Origin of the sequence: Serratia sp. Ag1 (assembly GCF_000743355.1) — a bacterium.
In the GTDB taxonomy this organism is placed as follows: domain Bacteria; phylum Pseudomonadota; class Gammaproteobacteria; order Enterobacterales; family Enterobacteriaceae; genus Chania.
On the sequence record NZ_JQEI01000021.1, the window covers coordinates 25,584 to 47,095 of the forward strand.

A 21,512-nucleotide genomic window follows, 5' to 3' on the forward strand; every position below is an offset into this window, starting at 1 on the left:
GCAACTGGCAATCCATCATAGGCAGGGGCGGTTTATGCTTTTGGTGTAGTCTGCTCCGCACCCAACCAATACTGCCAGTGGTGTTTGAGCAACAGCACCACGGGCGACTGTGCCACGCTCTCCCCAATCACCATCAGTGCGGTGCTGGCATCCACTTGCTCTTGCGGCGGTTTAACCTTGCACTGCTTGATAGCCCCGGTAAACGGATTTTTCGGCTGGGTCGTGTGCGGCTTCGGCGGTGGAACATAGCCGCCGCTACTTTGCTGTGGTTCGTTCAGCAGTGCGCTGGGTTTCACCAGCACAATATCGCTCGGCAGCGTGGCCAGCATCTGTTGCAGCACTTTCACCGTGGCCGGGCGCGGGTGGCCGATGGCAATAGCGGAGCCGTTACGACGTGCCAAATCAACCGCCCGGTTGAACTGGCGGCGGATATCGTCGGGGTTGGCGGTATCGTCAAGAAACACTTTGCGCTTGATGACTTTGACATGGGTACCGGCAGCAGCGCGTGTTGCCTGGCTGTTGCCGATGGTCATACTGTCGAGAAAATAGAGCTGATAACCGTCGAGCGCCTGCATCACCCGTTGCATGCCCGGCAGGCTGGAAGTCATTGCGCTGCCCATATGGTTGTTCATCCCTACGGCGTAGGGCACGTTGTTGACGGCATTACGGATGATGCGTTGAATTTCTTCACTGCTCATTGAGGGTTGCAGCGTATCTGGCTCCAGCGCTTGCTTGCTGAGCGGGGCCATCGGTAGATGGATCAGCACTTCACGCCCCTGGCTGTGGGCTTTGGTTGCCATTAGCCGGGCCAGGGGAGCGTTGGGCAATACGGCCACAGAGATAGCTATCGGCATTTGCAGCACGGCGTTTTCTTCGTGCGGGCGATAACCGACATCATCAATCACGATAGACAATTTCCCGGCCTGCGCAGCGCAAGCCAGCAGCAGAGCACCCAGCAGGGTAGCTATACGCAATTTGGTAGAGTGCACTCTATCTTCCTAACCACGGCAGTGGGTTAACGGCCTGGCCCTGGCGACGGATTTCGAAATAGAGTGATGGTGCTTCCTGACCACCGCTGGTGCCGACCAGCGCGATAGGCTGGCCTGCGCGCACTTGCGCCCCGACGCTGACCAAGGCGCTCTGGTTGTAGCCATACAGGCTCATATCGCCCTTACCGTGTTCGACCACCACCACCAGGCCATAACCTTGCAGCCAGTCGGCCAGCAGAACGCGGCCATCGGCGATGGCTTTCACTTCGCTGCCCTCGGTTGCCGAGATCACCATCCCTTTCCAGCGTAATTCACCTTGCAGCGGTTCGCCAAAGCGATGTTCGGTACGGCCACGGACCGGCCAAACGGCTTGCCCGGCAGGGCGGCCCAAGCCACCGGTACGCGCCATCAGTGAACGCTCACCTTCGCTTGGTTTGTAGCTGGTGCCGGTTTTCTTCGCCTGCTGTTCTTTGGCCTTCACCTGTTCACGCACTTTGGCGGCTTCACGCGCTTCGCGTTCGGCACGGGCCCGCGCTTCACGCTCGGCGCGGGCGATCTGATCACGCATGCGAGTTTCGTTCTGGCGCAGTTCAACCAACCGCTGTTGATCTTTTTCCAGCGAGGCTTCCAGTGACGTCAGAGTTTTCTTGCGTGCGCTGCGTGCCTGTTCCAACTGCTGCTGTTGGGTTTGCTGTTCGCCGAGTAACGATTTCTGTTGGTCCTGTTTGCTCACCAGCGTACTTTTCTGTTCAGCCAACTGGGTGCGGGTTTGTTGCAGTTGCTCAATGGATTGCTGGCGTGCCACGTTCAGATAGCTGAAGTAGGCCAGAATACGTTCGCTGCGCTGGCTCTCTTCGCCGCTGAGGATCAGTTGCAACGCGCTGTGCTGCCCTTGGCGGAACGCGGCATCAAGCTGTTTGGCGAGCATTTCCTGCTGGGTAGACTGCTGTTTTTGCAGTTTGGCGATTGAGGTATTGAGGCCGGAAATATCTTTGCCCAGTTCACCGAGCGTGCTTTGCGTATCACGCAACGAACGGCTGGCCTGTGCGATGGTCTTTTCCTGCAGTTTGAGCTGTTCTTGCAATGAGCTGCGCTGTTGTTGCTGTTGTTTAACCGCTTTTTCTTTTTCGGCGATGCTTTGCTGCAGGTCTTTGAGCTGGGATTTGTTGTCTTCTGCCGCATGGCTGGTTAGCGGCCATAACAATGCGCCAGCGAAAAGTACGCTGGCGCAAACCGTGGTCAACGTCCATGGCGCAGAGCGTTCAGGCAGCGGCTGGCTGCCTGGGTTGGCGCTTCGGGTGACCCTTGATAGTGCAAAATTCGCCTTCTCCCTCATGGAGAAGGATTATTCCACGATGAACAGCGGCTTACCAGTCATCTCTTGCGGGATTTCCATCCCCATCAGTGTCAGCATGGTGGGCGCTATGTCTGACAATGTGCCGCCTTCAACCGCTTTGGCCGGTTTGCCGCCAACGTAAATCAGTGGCACTGGCAGGCTGGTGTGTGCGGTATGTGCCTGACCGGTGGCCGGATCGCGCATCTGCTCGGCGTTGCCGTGGTCTGCGGTGATCAGCAACTGGCCGTCAACGGCTTTCACCGCATCAACCACCTGCGCAATGCAGTGATCCAGCGTTTCAACGGCTTTGACTGCGGCTTCATAAACACCGGTATGACCGACCATATCACCGTTCGGGTAATTACAGATGATGGCATCGTACTTGCCGCTGTTGATGGCGGTCAGGAGTTTTTCGGTCAGTTCTGCGGAGCTCATCTCTGGTTGCAGATCGTAAGTCGCCACTTTGGGTGAGTTGATCAGCACACGGTCTTCGCCTTTAAACGGCTCTTCAACACCGCCGTTATAGAAGAAGGTGACGTGAGCGTATTTTTCAGTTTCTGAAATGCGCAGTTGGGTTTTATCGTGCTTCATCAGCCACTCGCCGAAAGTGTTCGCCAAGGAATCCGGTGGATAGGCGCAGGCGGTCTGAATGTCGGCGGCGTACTCGGTCAGCATCACGAAATCACCGAATTTCACCACTTTGGCACGTGGGAAACCGTCGAAATCGGCATTGACAAAGGCGCGAGTGATCTGGCGCGCGCGGTCGGCACGGAAGTTCATGAAGATCAGCGCGTCGCCGTCATTCATCTCCGCAGTGGCTTCGCCTGCGGCCTGAATCACGGTTGGCTTCACAAACTCATCGTTTTCGTCGCGGGCATAGGCGGCCTGCAATGCGGCAACGGCGTTATCGGCGGTGTATTCGCCTTTGGCCTGGGTCATCAGATCGTAAGCCAGTTGCACGCGATCCCAACGGTTATCGCGGTCCATGGCGTAGTAACGGCCAACGATGGAAGCAATGCGCCCGGCACCCAGTTTGGTGAACTCATCACTGAAACGTTTCAGTGTGTTTTCAGCACTGCGCGGCGGAGTATCACGCCCATCAAGGAACGCATGCAGGTAAACGGCTTTGGCACCACGCTGCGCGGCAAGTTTGATCATCGCCAGAATATGGTCTTCGTGGCTGTGTACACCACCAGGGGACATCAGGCCCATGATGTGTACCGCTTTACCCGCTTTCACTGCGTTGTCTACCGCCGCAGTCAGGGTGGCGTTGGTGAAAAAGTCACCGTCTTGGATCTCTTTGTCCAGGCGGGTCAGATCCTGATACACGATGCGGCCGGCACCCAGGTTGACGTGACCGACTTCCGAGTTGCCCATCTGGCCATCAGGCAGGCCAACATCCAGACCGGAGGCGGCAATCAGGGTATGTGGCTGTTGTTGCCACAGACGATCCATGACCGGCGTTTTGGCATTCAGGATCGCGTTGTCCTGCTGTTCTTCCCGGTGGCCATAACCGTCCAGGATCACCAGAACCATGGGCTTTTTCGTACTCGACATTGCTCTAACCTCGTTATGATCGCTTAAGTTGTGAATAGCCATCAACCCATTGGAGTGATGGCTATTCACCCTCCAGAACCGGATGATTTTATAACAAAGCGGGGCAAAAAGGGCCTAGAAAGATCAAAGTTGCGGTGACAATGGCGACTTTCCTGATGCCTTTGCGGTAATTTCTCGGTGCAGGCCGCAGTTTCTGCATTCACGTTTGCTTATTGGCTGTATTTGCCGCATTCGGCAGGTATACTCTGAAACCTTGACTTATTTTCCCTTAACTGACGGGAGTTGTTACACCCCATGCTGCAAGAAATTATGCAATTTGTTAGCAGGCATCCCATACTGAGTCTGGCTTGGGTTGCGCTGTTGGCTGCTGTGATCGTCATGACCATCAAGAGCCGTTTTTCCAAAGTGAAAGAGATCGCTCGCGGTGAAGCTATTCGCCTGATCAATAAAGAAGATGCTGTGGTGGTGGATACCCGCAGCCGAGACGATTTCCGCAAAGGCCATATTGCCAACGCCATTAATCTGACGGCGAGCGAGATCAAAAATGGCAGCCTTGGCGAGTTGGAAAAACACAAATCCCAGCCAATAATTGTGGCGTGCGCTAACGGCACCACGTCGCGTGAGCCAGCAGAAAACCTGAGTAAAGCCGGTTTTGCCAACGTTTACACTCTGAAAGACGGTATTGCGGGCTGGAGCGGTGAAAACCTGCCATTGGCGCGCGGCAAGTAATTTTGTTCAAGTAGTTTGTAGTTTGAGGTGGTTTTTTCCATGGCTAACATCGATATTTACACCAAGGCGACCTGTCCGTTCTGTCATCGCGCCAAAGCGTTGCTGAACAGTAAGGGAGCAGCGTTTAACGAGATTGCCATCGATGGCGATAATGTGAAACGCGAAGAGATGATTGCGCGCAGTGGGCGAACCACCGTGCCACAGATTTTCATCGGCGGCCAGCATGTGGGTGGCTGCGATGATTTACATGCACTCGATGCTCGCGGTGGCCTTGATCCGCTGCTTTAAGCGGCTAGTTGTGCTTCGAGGGGTTGGCACCGCATTGCGGTTGCAAGTCACTCGGGTATAGCGGTTACTGAGTGTCAATAAGGATATTTAACTAAGGGTATCAGACAAATGTCAGAACAAAACACGACCGAAATGGCTTTCCAGATCCAACGTATTTACACCAAAGATATTTCTTTCGAAGCGCCAAAAGCTCCACAGGTATTCCAGCAGGAATGGCAGCCAGAAGTTAAACTTGATCTGGATACCGCTTCCAGCCAACTGGCTGATGGCGTGTATGAAGTGGTACTGCGTGTAACCGTAACGGCGTCTCTGGGTGAAGAAACTGCGTTCCTGTGTGAAGTTCAGCAGGCGGGTATTTTCTCCATCGCCGGTATCGAAGGGACGCAACTGGCGCATTGCCTGGGTGCATACTGCCCGAACATTCTGTTCCCGTATGCGCGCGAGTGCATCACCAGCCTGGTTTCTCGCGGTACATTCCCGCAGTTGAACCTGGCACCGGTCAATTTTGACGCGCTGTTTATGAGCTATCTGCAACAGCAACAACAGCAGGCCGAAAGCGAAGGTGCAGAACCACATCAGGATGCCTGATGAACACCGTCAATGCTTCAATGACTGTTATCGGTGCCGGCTCGTACGGCACCGCATTGGCCATTACGCTGGCGCGTAATGGCCACCCGGTTGTGTTATGGGGCCATGACCCCGCAAAAATTCAGATTATGCAGCGCGATCGCTGCAATCAGGCGTTTCTGCCCGACGTCACTTTCCCCGATACTTTACTGCTTGAAGCTGATCTGGCTCGTGCGCTGGCGGCCAGCCGTGATGTATTGGTTGTGGTGCCCAGCCATGTATTTGGTGACGTCTTGCGTCAGTTGAAGCCGCATTTGCGCCCGGATGCCCGAGTGGTGTGGGCGACCAAAGGCCTGGAAGCGGAAACCGGTCGCCTGCTGCAGGATGTGGCGCGTGAAGCGCTGGGGGACAATATCCCACTGGCGGTAATCTCCGGGCCGACGTTTGCCAAAGAGCTGGCTGCCGGGTTGCCGACGGCGATCGCATTGGCCGCTACCGATGAGCAATTTGCCGAAGACCTGCAGCAGTTGCTGCACTGTGGCAAAAGCTTCCGTGTGTACAGCAACCCGGATTTCATTGGGGTGCAGTTGGGGGGCGCGGTGAAGAACGTGATCGCTATCGGTGCCGGGATGTCCGACGGTATTGGCTTTGGTGCCAACGCACGTACTGCGTTGATCACCCGTGGGCTGGCAGAAATGAGCCGCCTCGGCTCGGCGCTCGGGGCTGATCCTTCGACCTTTATGGGCATGGCCGGGTTGGGTGACCTGGTGTTAACCTGCACAGATAATCAATCACGCAACCGCCGTTTCGGTATTATGTTGGGGCAAGGGGTCGGCGTGAAGGAAGCGCAAGACAGCATTGGCCAAGTGGTCGAGGGCTATCGCAATACCAAAGAGGTATTGGCGCTGGCGCAACGCTACGGTGTGGAAATGCCGATTACCGAGCAGATTTATCAGGTGCTGTATTGTGATAAAAATGCCCGTGAAGCGGCACTGAGTCTGCTGGGGCGCACCAGAAAAGACGAAAAACATAGCGCTTGACCTAAGGAAGGGTTCAAAATACCGAGTAGGTGTCTTGTGCCTCTGGATTGTATTGAACCACCTTGCTGGCAGCCCCGGCAGGGTGGTTTGTTGTGTAAGGCAGAGAGGAAAGCGATGTCAGTAGAAGAGTTAGAGCAGGTCTGGAGCAATATAAAATCAGAGGCGAGAGCACTGGCTGATTGTGAACCTATGCTGGCTAGCTTTTTCCACGCGACGTTGCTTAAGCATGAAAATCTGGGCAGTGCGCTCAGCTATATCCTGGCCAATAAGCTTGCCAATCCGATCATGCCAGCGATTGCGGTGCGTGAAGTGGCGGAAGACGCCTACCGCTCCGACTCACATATGATTGTTTCTGCCGCTCGCGATATTCTCGCGGTGCGGCTGCGCGATCCGGCGGTGGATAAATATTCTACGCCATTGCTGTATCTCAAAGGTTTTCACGCTCTGCAGGCCTACCGCATTGCACACTGGCTGTGGATGCAAGGGCGTCAGGCGTTGGCCATTTACCTGCAAAATCAGATCTCTGTCGCCTTTGGCGTGGATATTCACCCCGCAGCCACCATTGGTTGCGGGATTATGCTCGACCATGCGACCGGCATTGTGATCGGTGAAACCGCTGTGGTGGAGAATAACGTCTCCATCCTGCAATCGGTGACCTTGGGCGGCACCGGCAAAACCAGCGGCGATCGCCACCCGAAAATCCGTGAAGGTGTGATGATTGGCGCAGGTGCCAAAATTCTTGGCAATATTGAAGTGGGCAAAGGGGCAAAAATCGGTGCCGGTTCGGTAGTGCTACAGCCGGTCCCTCCGCATACTACCGCAGCAGGTGTGCCTGCGCGCATCGTCGGGCGGCCTGAAAGTGATACGCCATCAATGGACATGAACCAGTATTTCAACGGCGTAAATCACGGGTTTGAGTACGGCGACGGTATCTGATCGACATATCTGTAGTTATCTTTGAATACCTCTTAAATCCCAAAAACCCTTGTAAACCGGTGTGTGTAGTCAAATTCATGTATCGGTTTATATCTGTATTCCTTGTTATTACTCTTTCATTTTGGGACTATGCTAGGGACTATCGTTAACGTAGGCTCAAAAGGTGTAGTCCCATGCCAGTAAAAACCAAGCCATTAACCAATACAGAGATTCGCAGCGCTAAGGCCACCAGCAAGGACTTGTCTTTGTATGATGGTGATGGGCTGATCCTGTATGTAAAGCTGTCAGGATCGAAGGTGTGGCGATTTAGGTACTACAAACCGATCACCGGCAAACGCCAGACAATGACTATTGGCGCATACCCTGAAATCTCGTTAGCAGATGCGCGCCAGCACCGTGAGGACGCCAGGGCATTGCTTGCCAAGGGTATAGACCCGCAGGAGTACAAACGGGAGGTAATGACAGAGGCTTACGAGGCGAAAGCCAACACACTGGCAAAGGTTGCCGCTGACTGGCTGGCGGTGAAAATTTCTCAAAACCTTAGCGAGAATACGATTAAGCAGATCAACAGAATGCTCAATGTGTACTTGCTGCCCTCTATGGGTTCGGTGCCAGTAACCATGATTACCCCGCGCCGGGTTATTGAAGCGATGGAAACCTTAAAGGAGGCGGGAAGGCTTGAAACAATACACCGAGCCGTTCAGCGCCTACGTGAAATTATGGACTATGCCGCTAATGCTGGTTACATCACCGCCAACCCCATATCGCGGATCTCTACCGCATTCAGCCAGCCAGTAAGAACCAATAACCCAACAATCAGGCCGGAGGGATTGCCGAGACTTTTGCAATTGGTAGCTGTTTCGCGCCTAGAACTGCAAACCCGGTTACTGATCGAATGGCAATTGCTCACAATGACCAGACCGCGTGAGGCTGCCGATACTGAATGGAGTGAAATAGACATTAAGGCCAAGGTTTGGGTTATATCCGCCGATAGGATGAAGATGAAGCGCGAGCACGTCATTCCCCTCTGTCAGCAAGCCTTAGACGTCATTCAGGCCATGAAGGCTATTAGCGGCAACCGCGTGCATGTTTTCCCGTCATTCAAAAACCCACAAAAGCCAATGAGCAGCCAGACTGTAAACATGGCGCTTAAGCGCATGGGGTACAAAGGGGAATTGGTATCTCACGGCTTGCGTTCTATAGCCAGCACTGCGTTAAACGAAGAAGGATTCAACCCGGACGTGATCGAGGCAGCATTGGCGCATAGAGGCAAGGATGCGGTCAGGAACGCATACAACCGCAGCACCTACCTAGAGCAGCGGCGCGTGATGATGGATTTTTGGGGCAATTATGTAGAGCAGGCGGCATCCGGGCAGGTCATGGCATCGGGTGGGCTTAGGGGGTTAAGATCCATTGCGAGTTAGTGGGCGGATATTATACATCGCTGGCACAACCGATAAATAAACTGTCAATAAAGTATTTCATCCAAGTTATCCACAGGGTGAATAAATATAATAATAAAATTCAATAACATAAAAGTATGTTCTTCCCGTTTTTGGAGGGTGCTTCGTGGGTGGATATCTGTACAGTGCCGCGCTAAAATAGCAGATATAAACAGATAGTAACCATCATTTAGCGGCGGCGGGGAAAGGTATGAGTTGGGAGATTCTTGATGACCATCATAATTTTGTTCCTGTATGGCAACTGATTAGAGGTATTGCTGATATAGGGGGTTATGACCTGCAAACTGCTACAAAATACCTATGCCGCCTAAACCCCATTGATCCAATTGATGGTGCTAGAGCGCTGGGTTTTTATGGATACACTGATTTTGATGGCTATTTCCTTGCAAAGGACTACGAGTATGACCTTTGCTTGCAGGCGTTCAAGATGGCCGTTCAAAGGGGAACCGTAAAAACCCTTAGACTGGGGGATTCTAATCAGCCTTATGAATCAGAGTTGTCGCTTGAGGATGGCTTTGAGCAAAACAAAGGATTTGACTTTTTCCTTAGTAAGCGTGAAGTGCTCAAAGAGATCGAGTTTCGAAACAATGTTAATCCGGTTCAAATCCAGATACCAGAATGTTTAAACCTGGCTGTTAAGCATGAAGTGCCGATCCTACCATCCTCCGGCAGGCTATCTGACGCGGCAAAGGTTCTTATTATCTCAAGACACGAGCAGCAGCATGGTGATGTCAGCAAAAATTACCAACGAGCTGCCGATATCATGACCGCAGAGGTTAAAGTCGCTGGGTATGTGTACGAATTCAATAGAGATACAGTGAAGCGTTGGAAGTCAGATGTATCAAAATTAAAATTACCTGCTGCTTAAATCCCTTAATAAGGGGACGAGTTCCCTTAATGATGAGGGATGTGATTTAACTTCCCCTCGTCAAAAGTAAATATATCTGTATCCACCGGTAAGCCGGTTATTACCAAGGAGTATAGATATATGTCCCTGCTAGATCGCAAAATCCTACTCAAGAAAGAAGTTAAGGCCATTCTGCGCATTTCGGCAGATAGTGCCTTTGATGAAATGTGGAAAACTCACGACTTCCCTAAACCGATCCGCATTGGCATTCGCCGTACTGGCTGGTATGCCGACGAGGTGGAAGGGTGGTTAAAGGCTCGTGATACCGAGCGCACCGTGAGGGCTGCATAATGCAAAAGAAAACCCGCACAGAGGCGGGAATTATCGGACAGGTTAGCGCCTCCGATAATACCGCCATCCCCGCTATCAAACCAGCACCGAAGAAGCACCGCGCCCGTGTCTATATGCTGAAAACCGGTGTTAATGGCTGGACTGAAAACGACATCCTCAAATATTGCCGCCTATCGTCTGGCCGCAACTACGCGAGCGAATTAGAACGCAGCCTTGATATTTGCCTGGAGCGTATCGACGAGAAGAACCCGGACGGCATTGGTAGCCATTTCCGCTATCGCTTCACCTGCCGCGCTGACGTTCTGCGCGTGATCCAGTTGGTAAACCATAACGCCAGCTCATGCGGCTATTGTGGCCTGTCACAGCAGGAAGTTAACGACATTCTGAGCCTATACCCGGACGCCTTCACCGCCGCTTAATCGGAGCCTGAAAACATGACAATGAAAAATACGGCCAACACTGGCCGGGGCCAAACTCACCCCAAAGAAAGCCATAGCGATATTAACGGTAATGACTTTGCCGCACTGGTGCCGGTTATTTCCGGTCAGATTGGCGGACGTAAAAACAATATCGTAAGCGCCAAGGCATTACATAAAACGCTTGGTGTGGGGCGTGACCTTTCCACTTGGTTCAATGAACGCATTCGGGAATATGGCTTTGTCCGTGGTGTGGATTACTTTACCGACGATGACCAAAGCGCTGCATGGTTGATTAATGAACAATATTCCCCCGTTTCGGGGAATATTAAAAAGCGTGGCCGTCCTGAGAAAGACTACTACCCCACCTTAGCAACAGCGAAAGAACTGGCAATGGTAGAGCGCAACGAGCAGGGCCGCGCCGTTCGCCGTTACTTCATCCAGTGTGAGGAAGAATTACACCGCAGTGTTCCAGAGGTGGCGGCACGTTTACGCCGTCAACTTAAAGCCCGCATCGGTGCCGCCAACCAGTTTAAACCGATGTGCGCCGCGCTTGATGCTGCCCGTGCCGAACAGGGCAAGCAGACGTTACAGCACCACTACAACAACGAGAGCAACATGATTGCCCGGATTGTCCTTGGTGGCCTGACGGCGAAGCGGTGGGCGCAGGTGAACGGCATTGACGGTGATCCACACGACAGCATGAACGCGGAACAACTGGAGCACCTCACCTACCTGGAAAGCACCAACATAACGCTGATCGATATGGGTATGGCCTACGACCAGCGTAAAGCGGAACTATGCCGCCTCTCTCAACGTTGGATGGCTAAGCGCCTGGGGGCAGATCATGAGTAAACCCACCAGCAAGCCGCAGCCAAACCAGCGCTACAAAGACGCCCACGGCCACCGGGTAACGGTGACCCATGCCGATTACCAGCGTGTGACCTTTTACCGTGACGGGTACGAACACCCATGTATTCAGCCGTTGGAGTGTTTCAGTAAGGATTACCAGTTGATCGCCGGGGGTGAGGATGAATAGCGCAGCCTGCCAGAAAGAAGCCTTTTCCCTGGCTGGCCGCCTTTACCGTTCTGCTGGTGGCTCTGAGCCAATAAAAAAAGGCAGCACAGATAATGTTGCCCTTTGGAGCAGTGCGCCACTGGCTCAGCCCTCTGGTGTTTCCTTGGCTTTCTTGCGCTGTTCAGCTTTGAGTTTGCGACCGCAGGCGTCGAGCACCCAGGCGGAAAAGTTGGCGCTGGGGTTTTCTGGCTTCTCTCGCTCTACGCTTGCGTCTATCTCGTCGATTAGCTCGTTTGGGAACCTGATCCCTTTGTATGTTGATTTGCCGTTCTTATTTCCTGTAGCCATTTCAAAACCTATGGTTAGTGGCGGTGGTGTTTATACAAAATACAACATGAGTGGAACAAAAAAAAGAGTTGATTTGTTTACACACCATGGGTTAACTTTGTTTACACACCTTATCCACAGGTGTTGCACAAATAGTGAAGCCCGGCAGTGCGTCAACACTAACCGGGCCTCTAACCACAACGATAGAGTGATTATCGAGGTAGCTATGTCAGATCATACCACACCCTTAACCGGGCGGAATTCCCTCACCCCGAATAAGTTCACCTGGCGCTTTCTGGCGGTATCCCGCTCAGACCGTAACGCCAAACCTTGCCGCATGTCCGTTGAGGCACCCACCGAATGCGAAGCCCGCCAAGTGCTGGCCCCTCACTTCATCCTGTCATTGGCCGCACGCCTGCCGGTTCAGGAGGCTACCCATGCGTAATTTACCTACTACCCAAGCACCGGCAGACACCATCGAATCGACTGTGGTTATCAGTGGCAAATTGCTTGCCGCTGACGCATCACCAGCAGAGGCGATTATTGAACTACGCCGGTACTTCAATGAGTTGGCTAAACACCAGAAATTTATCGCTACAGCCTGGAGCCAGCGCTACGAGGTCGGTTTAGAAATCAAAGATCCGATGAATGCCCGTATGCATGGCGCTATGGGGCAGGTAAGCGCCATGCTTTGCATGATTGAAAGCCAGTTGAAGACACTGGAGCGGGCAAATCCAGCCATGCAGCGTACCGAGTTACCTGCAGAACGCAACAGCTTGCCGGGCGAAGTGATGGAGGTGCGCCATGCGTAACATTTCTGATAACAACTCATCTCAGGAATTCCCTGAATCGCTGCCACTGGCAGGCGATCGCTATACGCAAAATGAAGGTGGAATGTCAGCTATTGTTAAACGCTGCGCAGGAAAGCGCGTGGTGTTCTCCTACGAGCCATACCCCGCCGCCAGCCATGATTATTCACTGGAGGCATTCAGGCGTGAATTTACCCGGCAGGGGGGCGGTGTATCTAACCTTCAAGCGCACAAAGAAGTCACTCAGCAGAATCAGCAGGTTCACACCCCACCTGTGATTGATGCCGGATGCAGGGTTGAGCAAGCGCTTGTCGTTCTGAGCACGTGGCTTGAGATCACCATGGCTGATGATAGGAGCGCGATCCTGATAGGCGCGGTGATGTCTTTACTAGATGGCGTGCCGGAGGTGATCGAAAAAGCAGACGCTCAACTGGCTGGTTACGTTATGCGTGAACATCTGGAGGGTAAAGCATGAGCCAAGAAATCACACTGGAACAGGCAGTTGAGAAGGCACACCAGGCTGAAATCGTGTGCCGCATGATGGAAAGTTACCCTCACCGCTTGGTTGATAGCGAAATTACTGCCATTGCCGCGTTATTAGTCTGTATTACCGGTGATGTGGCGGCGTGGCTGATTAAAGAACAGGCGAAACGGGATGGTAAATCATGAAAATTGATTACCTCGACAGTGGCGCGATAGCCAAGCTGACCATAACAGGCTTAATTCTCGAATACCGCAGGCATAACCGGGTGCTTGATGCCGCGTTGCTGTCTGCGAATGTTGCAGCATCCAGGCGTATTGGCTTGATGGTGAAAAGCACCATTACAGGTAAAACACCCGCAGTAATGAGAGCGTACAAGGCAGCGTTAAGGGAGCTAAACCGATGAAGCTGATAACTAAAAACTTCCGTCTTAATGCGCTGGCTAATCAGTATGCGGCAGCGCTATACAACCGCATAACGCAGCAGAGCGGCGGCGAGTTCTTCACCATGAAAGCCGGTGAGCAGGCGATCAGTGTGAATATCCTTGGCGGCGTGTCCGGGGTTCGTATGCTGGTGGATAGCTACTATCTGGAAGCGCTACAGCAGAATTATCTGCAGTGGGAACCCTTGGCAATCCATCTGTTTGGGCAATACCTGGATGGCAATGATCTGACGCCTGCCGGGTGGCAAATCTGGCAGAGCATGGTTAACGACATGGGCGCAACCCTGGCGCGGAATGGAGGGCGGCTTGATGCGTAACATTGACCTGATCCGCGAAGTAACCAAAGCGGCGGCGGGACGCTGGCCTGATGTGCTGCCGATGGTGGGGATCGACGTTCCCGCCAGTCAACGCGCACAGGTGGCCTGTCCGGCTTGCGGTGGGCGCGACCGGTTCCGGTTCGATGATAATGGGCGCGGTTCTCATTTCTGTAACCAGTGCGGGGCCGGTGACGGGTTAGATCTTATCCAGAAGGTAAAACAATGCGACGCTACTGAAGCGGCGCGACTGGTGGCTGATGTGCTGGGAATTGCTTACCGGGCAGAGGAAACCAGCAATCAGACCCATAGCCAGAGCAAGGCGGCAGCAGAAGCGGATCGCCAGCAGCGCAAGCAGGATCACCTGCAGGAAGTCGAAGCGGAGAGGGCGCGGCGGAAAGCGCTATTTAATCGGCGCTGGAAATCACTGATAGCCGGTGCGGTGGAAGGCCGTTCAGCATACCTGAACGCCAAAGGGCTGACCGGATTCACCTTCCCTATGCTGGCCGATGGGCGGTTGCTGGTGGAGTTGACCGACGAAACCGGCATAGTCGCAGCAGCGCAGACTATTACCCCCACCGGAGAAAAACGGCAGGTGACGGATGGGGCCAAGCGGGGGGCTTTTCACATCCTCAGCGAAGCCCCGCAGCAATCACAAACCGTAATCCTTGCTGAGGGGTTGGCGACCGCCTTATCTGTCCATTTGATGCGCCCTGACGCGGTGGTTGTGGTGGCTATTGATGCCGGTAATCTTCTGCTTGTTGCGGAGGTGATACGCCGGAAGTATCCCGACGCGCAGGTCATCATTGCCGGGGATAACGACTGGCACCTACCCGGTGAACTGGACGAGCACGGCAGACCCAAGAAGAATGGCGGAAAAATAGGCGCAGAGAAGGCTGCCGCCGCTGTTTCTGGATGGGTATCAGTGCCACCTACAGAACACAAAGCCGATTGGGACGACTACCGGCAGAAGAACGGCCTGGAAGCCGCCACGCAGGCATTTAACAATTCTCTGTACAAACCCAAGGGGGAAAGCGTGACCGCTCAACTGAAAGCCATTGAGGGCGGCAAGCAGGACAATACTCAGCGCGATCCATTAAAGCCCCATGTGGTCAGTCGGAAAGATGGCGTTTTCTGGATAACACCACAGGTAGACAAGCAAAGCGGCGACGTTATCAATCATGAAAGCTGGTTGTGTTCACCGCTGGAGGTGATCGGCACCGGTAGGGACGACAAAGACCAATACCTGGTTATCCGCTGGCTACCGGTGGGCGAAAGCCTGCCGACAACTGCCGCCATTCCGCTGGCCGATATTGGCGAGCGGGAGGGTTGGCGAACGCTCAAGGCGGGTGGCGTGAATGTGACCACGAAAAACACCCTCAGGGCCATTCTGGCCGACTGGCTACAGTGTGGCGGTTCTCGTGAAATCTGGCGTGTGGCACAGGCTACGGGATGGCAATGCGGGGCCTACATCATGCCGGACGGGGAGATCATCGGCACGCCAGAAAAGCCGGTGCTGTTCAATGGTCGCAGTGCTGCCGCTGCCGGGTACACCGTGAAAGGAACGCCGGAGAGCTGGCGCGATTCGGTGGCACGTTTGGCACGGGGTAACCCCTCCATGATGGCCGGGATCGGTGCGGCGTTGGCTGCTCCCCTCATTGGGTTGGCTGGCGTTGATGGGTTCGGCATTCACTTCTACGAGCAATCCAGTGCCGGTAAGACGACGACCGCCAATCTGGCCAGCAGCCTGTACGGTGAGCCGGACGCCTTGCGCCTGACGTGGTTCGGTACGGCGTTAGGGATAGCCAACGAGGCCGCCGCACACAATGACGGGCTGATGCCGCTCGATGAGGTAGGCCAAGGCGCTGACCCGGATAGTGTGGCGAAATCGGCCTATACCCTGTTTAACGGCGTCGGCAAGCTCCAGGGGGCCAAGGAAGGCGGCAACCGGGAGCTAAAACGTTGGCGCACGGTAGCCCTCAGTACCGGGGAGATGGACATTGAAACCTTCATTGCTACCGCTGGCCGCAAGGTGAAGGCGGGGCAACTGGTACGCCTGCTGAATATCCCACTGGAAAAGGCGCAACAGTTCCACGGCGCGGCCAACGGCAAAGCACACGCCGATGCCCTGAAAGATGCATATCAAAGCCACTACGGGGCCGCCGGGCGCTTCTGGATCAAGTACCTTGCCGACCAGCAGCAGCAGGCCATAGCCGCCGTGAGAGAGGCGGAGAGTCGTTGGCGTTCGCTTATACCGGCAGACTATGGCGAGCAGGTTCACCGGGTGGCGGCGCGGTTCGCTGTACTGGAAGCGGCGTTGTTGCTGGGCCATGTAGTGACCGGCTGGGATGCGCAGGAATGCCGGGACGCGATACAACACAACTTCAATGCCTGGATCAAAGAGTTCGGCACCGGCAACAAAGAACACCAGCAGATTATCGAGGCTACTGAAGCCTTCCTTAATGCCTACGGGCTGAGCCGGTTCGCACCGCTGCCCTATGATCCGCAGAGCCTGCCTATTCGTGATTTGGCCGGGTACCGGGACAAAGGGAAACATGATTGTGATGCGATGGTGTTCTACACGTTTCCGGCAGCGTTTGAGGATGAGATAGCGCGAGGGTTCAACTCGAAGCATTTCGCCAAGGCGCTGGCAGAAGCGGGGATGCTGACACCGCCAGCCAGTGGGAGAGGCTTTCAACGGAAATCACCGCGCATTGATGGGCGGCAGATTAACGTTTATGTGATCCACCATCTACCGGAGAGCGACCAGCCAGAGGAATAACGTTTCTACACGTGAGGCAAAAACATGTTGGTTCAGTCGGTTCAGTTGGTTCAATTTTTAAAGATGATTGTTTTTAAAAGTAATTATTTTTCAGAGATACCGATTTTGAACCAACACTGAACCAACAAATGCCCGTTTTGAACCAACAAAGGGATTTTCCCTGGCTGGTGGCGGCGCATGACTTATTAACAATTAACAAGAGGATTTAATAGTGGATATTCTTTCTGTTTTATTTTCCCAACAGCGCCGCCGTATTGGCGCAATCATCCCCAGCGTGGTTATCTCGGAAAAACATTCCGACGCATTGGAAATCACCGAGCACCCGGTGGAGGTTGGCGCACCATTGAGCGACCACGCATTCAAGCGACCTTCAGAGGTCACCATGGAATTGGGCTTTGCGGGTGGAGGATCGCTGATTGATGGCATCGATACGACCAAGATATTCAATATCGATACCGGGTTGTCGTTAGGCACCAGTCCTGCCGACGTTTACAAACAGCTCCTTGCTTTGCAAGAAAGCCGAGTCCCGTTTGATGTCATCACGGGCAAACGCTCTTACAACAACATGTTAATCCGGGCGATCGAGGTCACTACGGATAAGACAAGCGAAAACGTGTTGATGTGTGTTCTTACGTTGCGAGAGGTCATTATTTCCGAAACGCAGAAGATAAACGCGGCTGACAAGGCCGATATGCTGTTTGGTGTCAGTACCGCACCCATACAGAACGCCGGAACGAAAACCCTTGTACCGGTTAACGAAAGTATTGGCTCACAACTCAAAGGCGGATTTCAGGCCCTGCTGAATTACGCTAACGGGAGGCCTCAATGATTATTAGTGAAATCCCCCTCACACCTAACAACCAGCGATTCAGGATTAGCCTGGGCGGGAAAGTCGTCAACATGTGCATTCAGTGGCGGGGTGTGGCTGGATGGACTCTGGATTTAACCGACGAAGCAGGCGGCGCTATGGCCTATGGGTTGCCGTTGGTGCCAGGGCGCGACCTATTGGGTCAGTTTAGGCACCTAGGCATCAATGGCATGCTGGTTGTAGCCAGCGATGTCACCGCAGAAGAATACCCGACGAAAGACAACCTCGGGATCGGTAGCCACTTATATTTTGTTGAGGTATGAAAATGAGCCAGAACTGGATGCGTCATTTTGAGCTTGTTCTTTCCGACAATGACGGGAAAGGGATTATTTTAAGTGATTTCAAAATTACCTTTGATATCCAATGGAATGATAATAAATGGCCGAGCAATGCCAATGTAAGGATTTATAACCTATCGCCGAGCACACAAAATCTTATCCTGGCGCGTGAGTATTCAAAGATGAAGATTATTGCAGGCTATGACGGGATCGCCCCGAACGTACCCGCGAGTGACGTTGGTAAAGTGCGGGAAATATCAGATCAGGAAGTCGGCCAGATTAACGGCATGAATTTCGGTCTGATTTATAGCGGCGATATTCGGTTCACGGTTTCAGGCAAAGACAATGGCACTGATAGCTGGGTATTTATTCAGGCATGTGATGGGCTGGAAGTGTTTCAAAAAGCGTTTATCAGCGCCACGCTAGCGAAAGGCTACACGCTGAAAGACGTTTATCACTTGCTGATGCGTTCACTCGAACCATACGGGATTGTTGGCGGCAGCGTGCCAGACTTCCCGGCAACGGTATTCCCTCGGGGTAAATCGTTTTATGGCCCCGTACATGAATACCTTGATAATCTGGCCGAGCAGTGTAGCGCCCGTTGGCAATTTGCTTATGGTCGGGTCGATATGCGCACGAAAGACATGATCGCGCATGAAGCGTTTGTTCTTAACTCGCATACGGGCCTGATCGGCATGCCACAGCAGACCATCGGGGCCGGGGTAAATGTGAAATGTCTCATCAATCCCAACATTAAGCTGAATGGCTTGATTCAGCTCGATCAGGCGTCTGTGTACCGCACTGCGCTTCAAAATCAGGATATCTACAGCGGTGTATTCAACGAAAAGGAGATAAACGGCAACCTTGCACCTATCGGAAAGGTGCGGGATGCTGAGGGAAATTGGGTTGACGCGCCGCCTATGGCTCAACCGGCCAGCGTGGCTACTGATGGCGTTTATATTGTGCGTTATATCACTTACAAGGGCGATACACGCGGTAAAGATTGGTACATGGAGATGGCTTGTGAAGCTCGCGGAGCGACTGATTTGCCGTCAAGTTCATTCCTACAACGACAGGATTCATAATGAAAAGGGTTGTTTTTTTGCTCGGTATTTTTATTTCCACAGCGAGCAACGCTCAATCAATTACCACGCATCGTTACAATTGCGGTGAGTTTCGCTTGGAAATGATCGAAAACTCGATGTCTAAAATTAACGGCGAGTTTGTTACGTCGCAAAAAATAGCGGCGCTCGGAAGTGGCGGTATGAAAATGGATATGACTCTGATGCCAGCCAGTAACGGAAAGATGTACGGTTTTGAATACATTCACCCGGACGGAAGTAAGAAACGGTGGCTTAACGTTGAGCTTATCCGGCGTGACATGGACGCACCGCGCCTTATTGGTTCTTTCGACTGTAAAAAGATATCGGATTAAGGGGGATTCAGTGGCTAACGTAAGACCTATAGACGACCAAGAAGTATTTGAAGCGGGGGTTAAGCTTGCCGTTTCACAGGCTCGAAGCGCGACCCCCGGCATAATCCAATCATTCGATCCTGAGTCGGTGACGTGCGTTGTTTCTCTCGGGTTAAAGGGCAAACGCTCCACCGAATATGGCGCAACAGGCAAAGCGGCACCAGAATTACCGCTGCTGGTGGATGTGCCAGTGATATTCCCACGCGGGGGCGGTGTCACACTCACGTTCCCGGTTAAAGCCGGTGACGAATGCCTGGTGGTGTTTGCTGATCGCTGTATTGATTTTTGGTGGCAGAACGGCGGCTCTCAAGAACGCGTGGATAATCGCATGCAAGACTTGTCGGACGCTTTTGTCATTCCAGGCCCGCAATCGCAGGCGCAGAAAATCAGCGGTATTAGCACCAGCGCGGCGCAACTGCGTACCGACGATGGCGCGGCATTTATCGAACTGGACCCGGGAAGCCATGCGGTAACGGTCACCACATCGGGAAAACTGACCGCAACGGCTCAGGAAATCACGATAAACGGGCCTGTAGTGTTCAATGGCCCTGTTATGTTCAACTCGACCATAACGCAGTCAGAAGGCAAAGGGGATGCTTCCTTTGGCGGCAGCATCAACGCTAGAGGCGACATTAAAGCGGGCAATATAAGCTTGCAGGGGCACACACACGGCGGCGTTCAAACCGGTAACGGCAGCACAGGAGCACCACAATGAAAAACGACAGCAAAGCAGCACAGGGCAACCCGGCACAGTTGGAGAAGATCACCCCACTTGATGGCGGCCAGTCTCCAATCATCGACGACCCGGCTACGCACGGCGAGTTATTGGGCGCAGGGAAATTCGGTGAGAGAGCAACCAGTAAAGAATCAATCCATACTGAAATGCTAAACACCTGCAGTAAGTAAAGCCTACAGGAAGCCCGCCACCAGCGCGGGTTTTTCTTTTGTCAGCCCTGCAGGCAGGTTTGGACAAATGCGCAAACTGCGAATAGCGCCCCCAAGAAAAACCAAATTTCGCATTTTATGTACGGCGAATTCAGAGTGAACTTGATAACTGCGCCTCACGTCTTGAGGGGAGATTAAGTAGCAGCGGAGTATCAGGTAATGAGTAGCGTTGAGATCTAACGGATAACAGAAAGAAAAGGCCCAGTGAAAGAGCCCTTTTTTACTTTTACATATTGATTAAGGATAGGCGCGTTGGCAGCATTTAGCTGTGGAGCAAATCACGGCATTAGGGTTGCGCCTCCGTTATCTGTAAATGTAACGCTTCTCCAGCCATATCGAGGGGCCTCTTTAGTGAGCCAATTACGAACAGTTTCGCAGACCGATTGTCTGGGTGATCCCTTGTTAGACTGATTATAAAGACCAAGTACTTTCCTTTGCTCTAGATGGATAGGCTTACTTGTGCATACAGGAAACCTGTAGGCAGCCATAGAAACCCCATCATTAAAAATATTTGAGTCCATTCACCCTCCTGAGGCTTTTAAATAGCATGTATCGACAAGCAAAATTCATCGTTGATGCTGCTCGAACATCGCGACTGCCAACCTTCGAATAAACTAAAAAAAATGTCTAGAGGAATTTATGGCAAGACAGGACTGGGGAGCATTACAGAAACAGTTCCTCGCTGAGCATGCCAAAACAGGTATATCTCCAGAGGATTGGTGCAAAGCTCAGGGTATCAAGTATTCAACTGCCAAGCGCCATATAAAAATTGGCAATTCGCAAAAAAACTGCGAATAAAACTGCGAACGGTGAAATTCGCAAAACTGGCAAGAAGGCCGCCACGTCTGACAACGGCTTGTCTGTAACTGCGAATTCAGAGGGGGCGAGCCGCAAGAAAGCGCAAGTATTTCGCATTTTTCAGCGCGGTTAATCGCGGTGTTTCGTGGTTTTTTTGTGCACAGCGAGTAGCGGTAGGCCAGGTGTTAGATTGGTAATCGGCGGAGAAATCCGCCGATTGAGTATTGAGCGAATAAGAAACGACACTCCACCGACAGCACATGAACGCACCGGCCTACCAGTGGAAGAAGGCAGTACCGCGCCTGTAATGCTCCGCACGCTCCACCAGCGACCCACAGCAAGGCCACGCACGGCAACACAAGCCGGATGTACAGAAATGCTAAGGTGATAGCCGTGATGCACGCTGCAGGGTGATCGGCACTGAACCAACACGAAAACCCCGGTTGTTGGTTCAAAA

29 protein-coding genes are annotated in these 21,512 nt (G+C 53.0%); 25 read left to right on the plus strand and 4 right to left on the minus strand.

Annotation, left to right across the window (positions count from 1 at the left end):
- Positions 1–32: 32 nt before the first annotated feature.
- Genes IV04_RS12645 through gpmM form a run of 3 tightly spaced genes read right to left on the minus strand, consistent with a single transcriptional unit; the run spans position 33 to position 3,882 of the window.
- Entirely contained in the window at positions 33–989 is a 957-nt protein-coding gene (locus IV04_RS12645; protein WP_037400225.1) for a divergent polysaccharide deacetylase family protein, read from the minus strand.
- Position 990: 1 nt separating this feature from the next.
- The gene (gene envC, locus IV04_RS12650; RefSeq protein ID WP_037440881.1) at positions 991–2,325 is read right to left on the minus strand and encodes a murein hydrolase activator EnvC; all 1,335 of its coding nucleotides are present in this window, start codon (positions 2,323–2,325) and stop codon (positions 991–993) included.
- A 9-nt stretch (positions 2,326–2,334) separates the two neighbouring features.
- Entirely contained in the window at positions 2,335–3,882 is a 1,548-nt protein-coding gene (gpmM, locus tag IV04_RS12655) for a 2,3-bisphosphoglycerate-independent phosphoglycerate mutase (protein ID WP_037400232.1), read from the minus strand.
- A 294-nt stretch (positions 3,883–4,176) separates the two neighbouring features.
- On the opposite strand from gpmM, the gene IV04_RS12660 reads away from it, so the two are divergent.
- The 11 genes from IV04_RS12660 (at position 4,177) to IV04_RS12710 (ending at position 11,558) form a co-directional block, all read left to right on the plus strand.
- Positions 4,177–4,611, plus strand: coding sequence for a rhodanese-like domain-containing protein (locus tag IV04_RS12660; RefSeq protein ID WP_037400235.1), 435 nt, complete (start codon positions 4,177–4,179; stop codon positions 4,609–4,611).
- A gap of 39 nt (positions 4,612–4,650) precedes the next feature.
- On the plus strand, positions 4,651–4,899 hold the full coding sequence (gene grxC, locus IV04_RS12665; protein ID WP_037400237.1) for a glutaredoxin 3: 249 nt from the start codon (positions 4,651–4,653) through the stop codon (positions 4,897–4,899).
- Positions 4,900–5,007: 108 nt separating this feature from the next.
- Positions 5,008–5,487: a protein-export chaperone SecB gene (secB, locus tag IV04_RS12670; protein WP_037400239.1), complete on the plus strand. Its 480-nt coding sequence runs from the start codon at positions 5,008–5,010 to the stop codon at positions 5,485–5,487.
- Entirely contained in the window at positions 5,487–6,506 is a 1,020-nt protein-coding gene (gene gpsA, locus IV04_RS12675; RefSeq protein ID WP_037400241.1) for an NAD(P)H-dependent glycerol-3-phosphate dehydrogenase, read from the plus strand. The genes secB and gpsA overlap by 1 nt, the downstream gene beginning before the upstream one ends.
- Before the next feature lie 114 nt (positions 6,507–6,620).
- On the plus strand, positions 6,621–7,442 hold the full coding sequence (gene cysE, locus IV04_RS12680) for a serine O-acetyltransferase (protein WP_037400244.1): 822 nt from the start codon (positions 6,621–6,623) through the stop codon (positions 7,440–7,442).
- Positions 7,443–7,615: 173 nt separating this feature from the next.
- Positions 7,616–8,866 (plus strand): integrase domain-containing protein, encoded by a 1,251-nt coding sequence (locus tag IV04_RS12685; protein WP_037400247.1) that lies wholly within the window; start codon positions 7,616–7,618, stop codon positions 8,864–8,866.
- Between the two features lie 229 nt (positions 8,867–9,095).
- Positions 9,096–9,773 carry a hypothetical protein gene (locus tag IV04_RS12690; protein WP_037400250.1) on the plus strand — a complete coding sequence of 226 codons (678 nt, stop codon included), beginning with the start codon at positions 9,096–9,098 and terminating at the stop codon, positions 9,771–9,773.
- A gap of 120 nt (positions 9,774–9,893) precedes the next feature.
- Positions 9,894–10,103, plus strand: a complete 210-nt coding sequence (locus IV04_RS12695) for an AlpA family transcriptional regulator (RefSeq protein WP_037400253.1) — start codon at positions 9,894–9,896, stop codon at positions 10,101–10,103.
- The gene (locus tag IV04_RS12700) at positions 10,103–10,522 is read left to right on the plus strand and encodes a hypothetical protein (protein WP_037400256.1); all 420 of its coding nucleotides are present in this window, start codon (positions 10,103–10,105) and stop codon (positions 10,520–10,522) included. The genes IV04_RS12695 and IV04_RS12700 overlap by 1 nt, the downstream gene beginning before the upstream one ends.
- 15 nt (positions 10,523–10,537) lie before the next feature.
- The gene (locus tag IV04_RS12705) at positions 10,538–11,374 is read left to right on the plus strand and encodes an antA/AntB antirepressor family protein (protein WP_037400259.1); all 837 of its coding nucleotides are present in this window, start codon (positions 10,538–10,540) and stop codon (positions 11,372–11,374) included.
- A complete protein-coding gene (locus tag IV04_RS12710; RefSeq protein ID WP_037400262.1) occupies positions 11,367–11,558 on the plus strand; it encodes a DUF4222 domain-containing protein in 192 nt (63 codons plus the stop codon). The genes IV04_RS12705 and IV04_RS12710 overlap by 8 nt, the downstream gene beginning before the upstream one ends.
- Positions 11,559–11,681: 123 nt before the next feature.
- Here the strand turns inward: IV04_RS12710 and IV04_RS12715 are convergent, their stop codons facing one another.
- Positions 11,682–11,885, minus strand: a complete 204-nt coding sequence (locus tag IV04_RS12715) for a YlcI/YnfO family protein (RefSeq protein WP_037400265.1) — start codon at positions 11,883–11,885, stop codon at positions 11,682–11,684.
- A gap of 205 nt (positions 11,886–12,090) precedes the next feature.
- Here IV04_RS12715 and IV04_RS12720 point away from each other — a divergent pair, with 205 nt between their 5' ends.
- The 14 genes from IV04_RS12720 to IV04_RS26570 all read left to right on the plus strand — a co-directional run bounded on the left by IV04_RS12720 (position 12,091) and on the right by IV04_RS26570 (position 21,055).
- Positions 12,091–12,309: a host cell division inhibitor Icd-like protein gene (locus IV04_RS12720; protein WP_037400268.1), complete on the plus strand. Its 219-nt coding sequence runs from the start codon at positions 12,091–12,093 to the stop codon at positions 12,307–12,309.
- The gene (locus IV04_RS12725; protein ID WP_037400271.1) at positions 12,302–12,676 is read left to right on the plus strand and encodes a hypothetical protein; all 375 of its coding nucleotides are present in this window, start codon (positions 12,302–12,304) and stop codon (positions 12,674–12,676) included. Before IV04_RS12720 ends, IV04_RS12725 begins: the two co-directional genes overlap by 8 nt.
- On the plus strand, positions 12,669–13,148 hold the full coding sequence (locus IV04_RS26775) for a hypothetical protein (RefSeq protein WP_231566281.1): 480 nt from the start codon (positions 12,669–12,671) through the stop codon (positions 13,146–13,148). Before IV04_RS12725 ends, IV04_RS26775 begins: the two co-directional genes overlap by 8 nt.
- Positions 13,145–13,342 carry a hypothetical protein gene (locus tag IV04_RS12735; RefSeq protein ID WP_037400274.1) on the plus strand — a complete coding sequence of 66 codons (198 nt, stop codon included), beginning with the start codon at positions 13,145–13,147 and terminating at the stop codon, positions 13,340–13,342. Before IV04_RS26775 ends, IV04_RS12735 begins: the two co-directional genes overlap by 4 nt.
- The gene (locus IV04_RS12740) at positions 13,339–13,560 is read left to right on the plus strand and encodes a hypothetical protein (RefSeq protein ID WP_037400277.1); all 222 of its coding nucleotides are present in this window, start codon (positions 13,339–13,341) and stop codon (positions 13,558–13,560) included. The genes IV04_RS12735 and IV04_RS12740 overlap by 4 nt, the downstream gene beginning before the upstream one ends.
- A 2-nt stretch (positions 13,561–13,562) precedes the next feature.
- Entirely contained in the window at positions 13,563–13,913 is a 351-nt protein-coding gene (locus tag IV04_RS12745) for a hypothetical protein (protein WP_037400290.1), read from the plus strand.
- Positions 13,906–16,692, plus strand: coding sequence for a TOPRIM and DUF927 domain-containing protein (locus IV04_RS12750; protein WP_037440884.1), 2,787 nt, complete (start codon positions 13,906–13,908; stop codon positions 16,690–16,692). The genes IV04_RS12745 and IV04_RS12750 overlap by 8 nt, the downstream gene beginning before the upstream one ends.
- Before the next feature lie 211 nt (positions 16,693–16,903).
- On the plus strand, positions 16,904–17,521 hold the full coding sequence (locus tag IV04_RS12755; RefSeq protein ID WP_037401968.1) for a phage baseplate protein: 618 nt from the start codon (positions 16,904–16,906) through the stop codon (positions 17,519–17,521).
- Complete coding sequence (locus tag IV04_RS12760) at positions 17,518–17,823, plus strand: hypothetical protein (RefSeq protein WP_037401972.1); 306 nt, start codon at positions 17,518–17,520, stop codon at positions 17,821–17,823. Before IV04_RS12755 ends, IV04_RS12760 begins: the two co-directional genes overlap by 4 nt.
- A gap of 2 nt (positions 17,824–17,825) precedes the next feature.
- Positions 17,826–18,923, plus strand: a complete 1,098-nt coding sequence (locus IV04_RS12765) for a hypothetical protein (RefSeq protein ID WP_037401974.1) — start codon at positions 17,826–17,828, stop codon at positions 18,921–18,923.
- A complete protein-coding gene (locus IV04_RS12770; RefSeq protein ID WP_037401976.1) occupies positions 18,923–19,273 on the plus strand; it encodes a hypothetical protein in 351 nt (116 codons plus the stop codon). The genes IV04_RS12765 and IV04_RS12770 overlap by 1 nt, the downstream gene beginning before the upstream one ends.
- 10 nt (positions 19,274–19,283) lie before the next feature.
- Positions 19,284–20,027, plus strand: coding sequence for a Gp138 family membrane-puncturing spike protein (locus IV04_RS12775; RefSeq protein WP_051916785.1), 744 nt, complete (start codon positions 19,284–19,286; stop codon positions 20,025–20,027).
- Positions 20,024–20,218, plus strand: coding sequence for a hypothetical protein (locus IV04_RS12780; RefSeq protein WP_037401978.1), 195 nt, complete (start codon positions 20,024–20,026; stop codon positions 20,216–20,218). The genes IV04_RS12775 and IV04_RS12780 overlap by 4 nt, the downstream gene beginning before the upstream one ends.
- A gap of 678 nt (positions 20,219–20,896) precedes the next feature.
- A complete protein-coding gene (locus IV04_RS26570; RefSeq protein WP_197062187.1) occupies positions 20,897–21,055 on the plus strand; it encodes a hypothetical protein in 159 nt (52 codons plus the stop codon).
- Positions 21,056–21,512 lie beyond the last annotated feature (457 nt).

What these genes read in the sequence shown, in the direction of transcription:
- envC (WP_037440881.1), bottom strand. Translation starts at nt 2,325, where the DNA reads ATGAGGGAGAAGGCGAATTTTGCACTATCAAGGGTCACCCGAAGCGCC.
- gpmM (WP_037400232.1), bottom strand. Translation starts at nt 3,882, where the DNA reads ATGTCGAGTACGAAAAAGCCCATGGTTCTGGTGATCCTGGACGGTTAT.
- IV04_RS12660 (WP_037400235.1), top strand. Translation starts at nt 4,177, where the DNA reads ATGCTGCAAGAAATTATGCAATTTGTTAGCAGGCATCCCATACTGAGT.
- grxC (WP_037400237.1), top strand. Translation starts at nt 4,651, where the DNA reads ATGGCTAACATCGATATTTACACCAAGGCGACCTGTCCGTTCTGTCAT.
- secB (WP_037400239.1), top strand. Translation starts at nt 5,008, where the DNA reads ATGTCAGAACAAAACACGACCGAAATGGCTTTCCAGATCCAACGTATT.
- gpsA (WP_037400241.1), top strand. Translation starts at nt 5,487, where the DNA reads ATGAACACCGTCAATGCTTCAATGACTGTTATCGGTGCCGGCTCGTAC.
- cysE (WP_037400244.1), top strand. Translation starts at nt 6,621, where the DNA reads ATGTCAGTAGAAGAGTTAGAGCAGGTCTGGAGCAATATAAAATCAGAG.
- IV04_RS12685 (WP_037400247.1), top strand. Translation starts at nt 7,616, where the DNA reads ATGCCAGTAAAAACCAAGCCATTAACCAATACAGAGATTCGCAGCGCT.
- IV04_RS12690 (WP_037400250.1), top strand. Translation starts at nt 9,096, where the DNA reads ATGAGTTGGGAGATTCTTGATGACCATCATAATTTTGTTCCTGTATGG.
- IV04_RS12695 (WP_037400253.1), top strand. Translation starts at nt 9,894, where the DNA reads ATGTCCCTGCTAGATCGCAAAATCCTACTCAAGAAAGAAGTTAAGGCC.
- IV04_RS12700 (WP_037400256.1), top strand. Translation starts at nt 10,103, where the DNA reads ATGCAAAAGAAAACCCGCACAGAGGCGGGAATTATCGGACAGGTTAGC.
- IV04_RS12705 (WP_037400259.1), top strand. Translation starts at nt 10,538, where the DNA reads ATGACAATGAAAAATACGGCCAACACTGGCCGGGGCCAAACTCACCCC.
- IV04_RS12710 (WP_037400262.1), top strand. Translation starts at nt 11,367, where the DNA reads ATGAGTAAACCCACCAGCAAGCCGCAGCCAAACCAGCGCTACAAAGAC.
- IV04_RS12715 (WP_037400265.1), bottom strand. Translation starts at nt 11,885, where the DNA reads ATGGCTACAGGAAATAAGAACGGCAAATCAACATACAAAGGGATCAGG.
- IV04_RS12720 (WP_037400268.1), top strand. Translation starts at nt 12,091, where the DNA reads ATGTCAGATCATACCACACCCTTAACCGGGCGGAATTCCCTCACCCCG.
- IV04_RS12725 (WP_037400271.1), top strand. Translation starts at nt 12,302, where the DNA reads ATGCGTAATTTACCTACTACCCAAGCACCGGCAGACACCATCGAATCG.
- IV04_RS26775 (WP_231566281.1), top strand. Translation starts at nt 12,669, where the DNA reads ATGCGTAACATTTCTGATAACAACTCATCTCAGGAATTCCCTGAATCG.
- IV04_RS12735 (WP_037400274.1), top strand. Translation starts at nt 13,145, where the DNA reads ATGAGCCAAGAAATCACACTGGAACAGGCAGTTGAGAAGGCACACCAG.
- IV04_RS12740 (WP_037400277.1), top strand. Translation starts at nt 13,339, where the DNA reads ATGAAAATTGATTACCTCGACAGTGGCGCGATAGCCAAGCTGACCATA.
- IV04_RS12750 (WP_037440884.1), top strand. Translation starts at nt 13,906, where the DNA reads ATGCGTAACATTGACCTGATCCGCGAAGTAACCAAAGCGGCGGCGGGA.
- IV04_RS12760 (WP_037401972.1), top strand. Translation starts at nt 17,518, where the DNA reads ATGATTATTAGTGAAATCCCCCTCACACCTAACAACCAGCGATTCAGG.
- IV04_RS12765 (WP_037401974.1), top strand. Translation starts at nt 17,826, where the DNA reads ATGAGCCAGAACTGGATGCGTCATTTTGAGCTTGTTCTTTCCGACAAT.
- IV04_RS12770 (WP_037401976.1), top strand. Translation starts at nt 18,923, where the DNA reads ATGAAAAGGGTTGTTTTTTTGCTCGGTATTTTTATTTCCACAGCGAGC.
- IV04_RS12780 (WP_037401978.1), top strand. Translation starts at nt 20,024, where the DNA reads ATGAAAAACGACAGCAAAGCAGCACAGGGCAACCCGGCACAGTTGGAG.
- IV04_RS26570 (WP_197062187.1), top strand. Translation starts at nt 20,897, where the DNA reads ATGGCAAGACAGGACTGGGGAGCATTACAGAAACAGTTCCTCGCTGAG.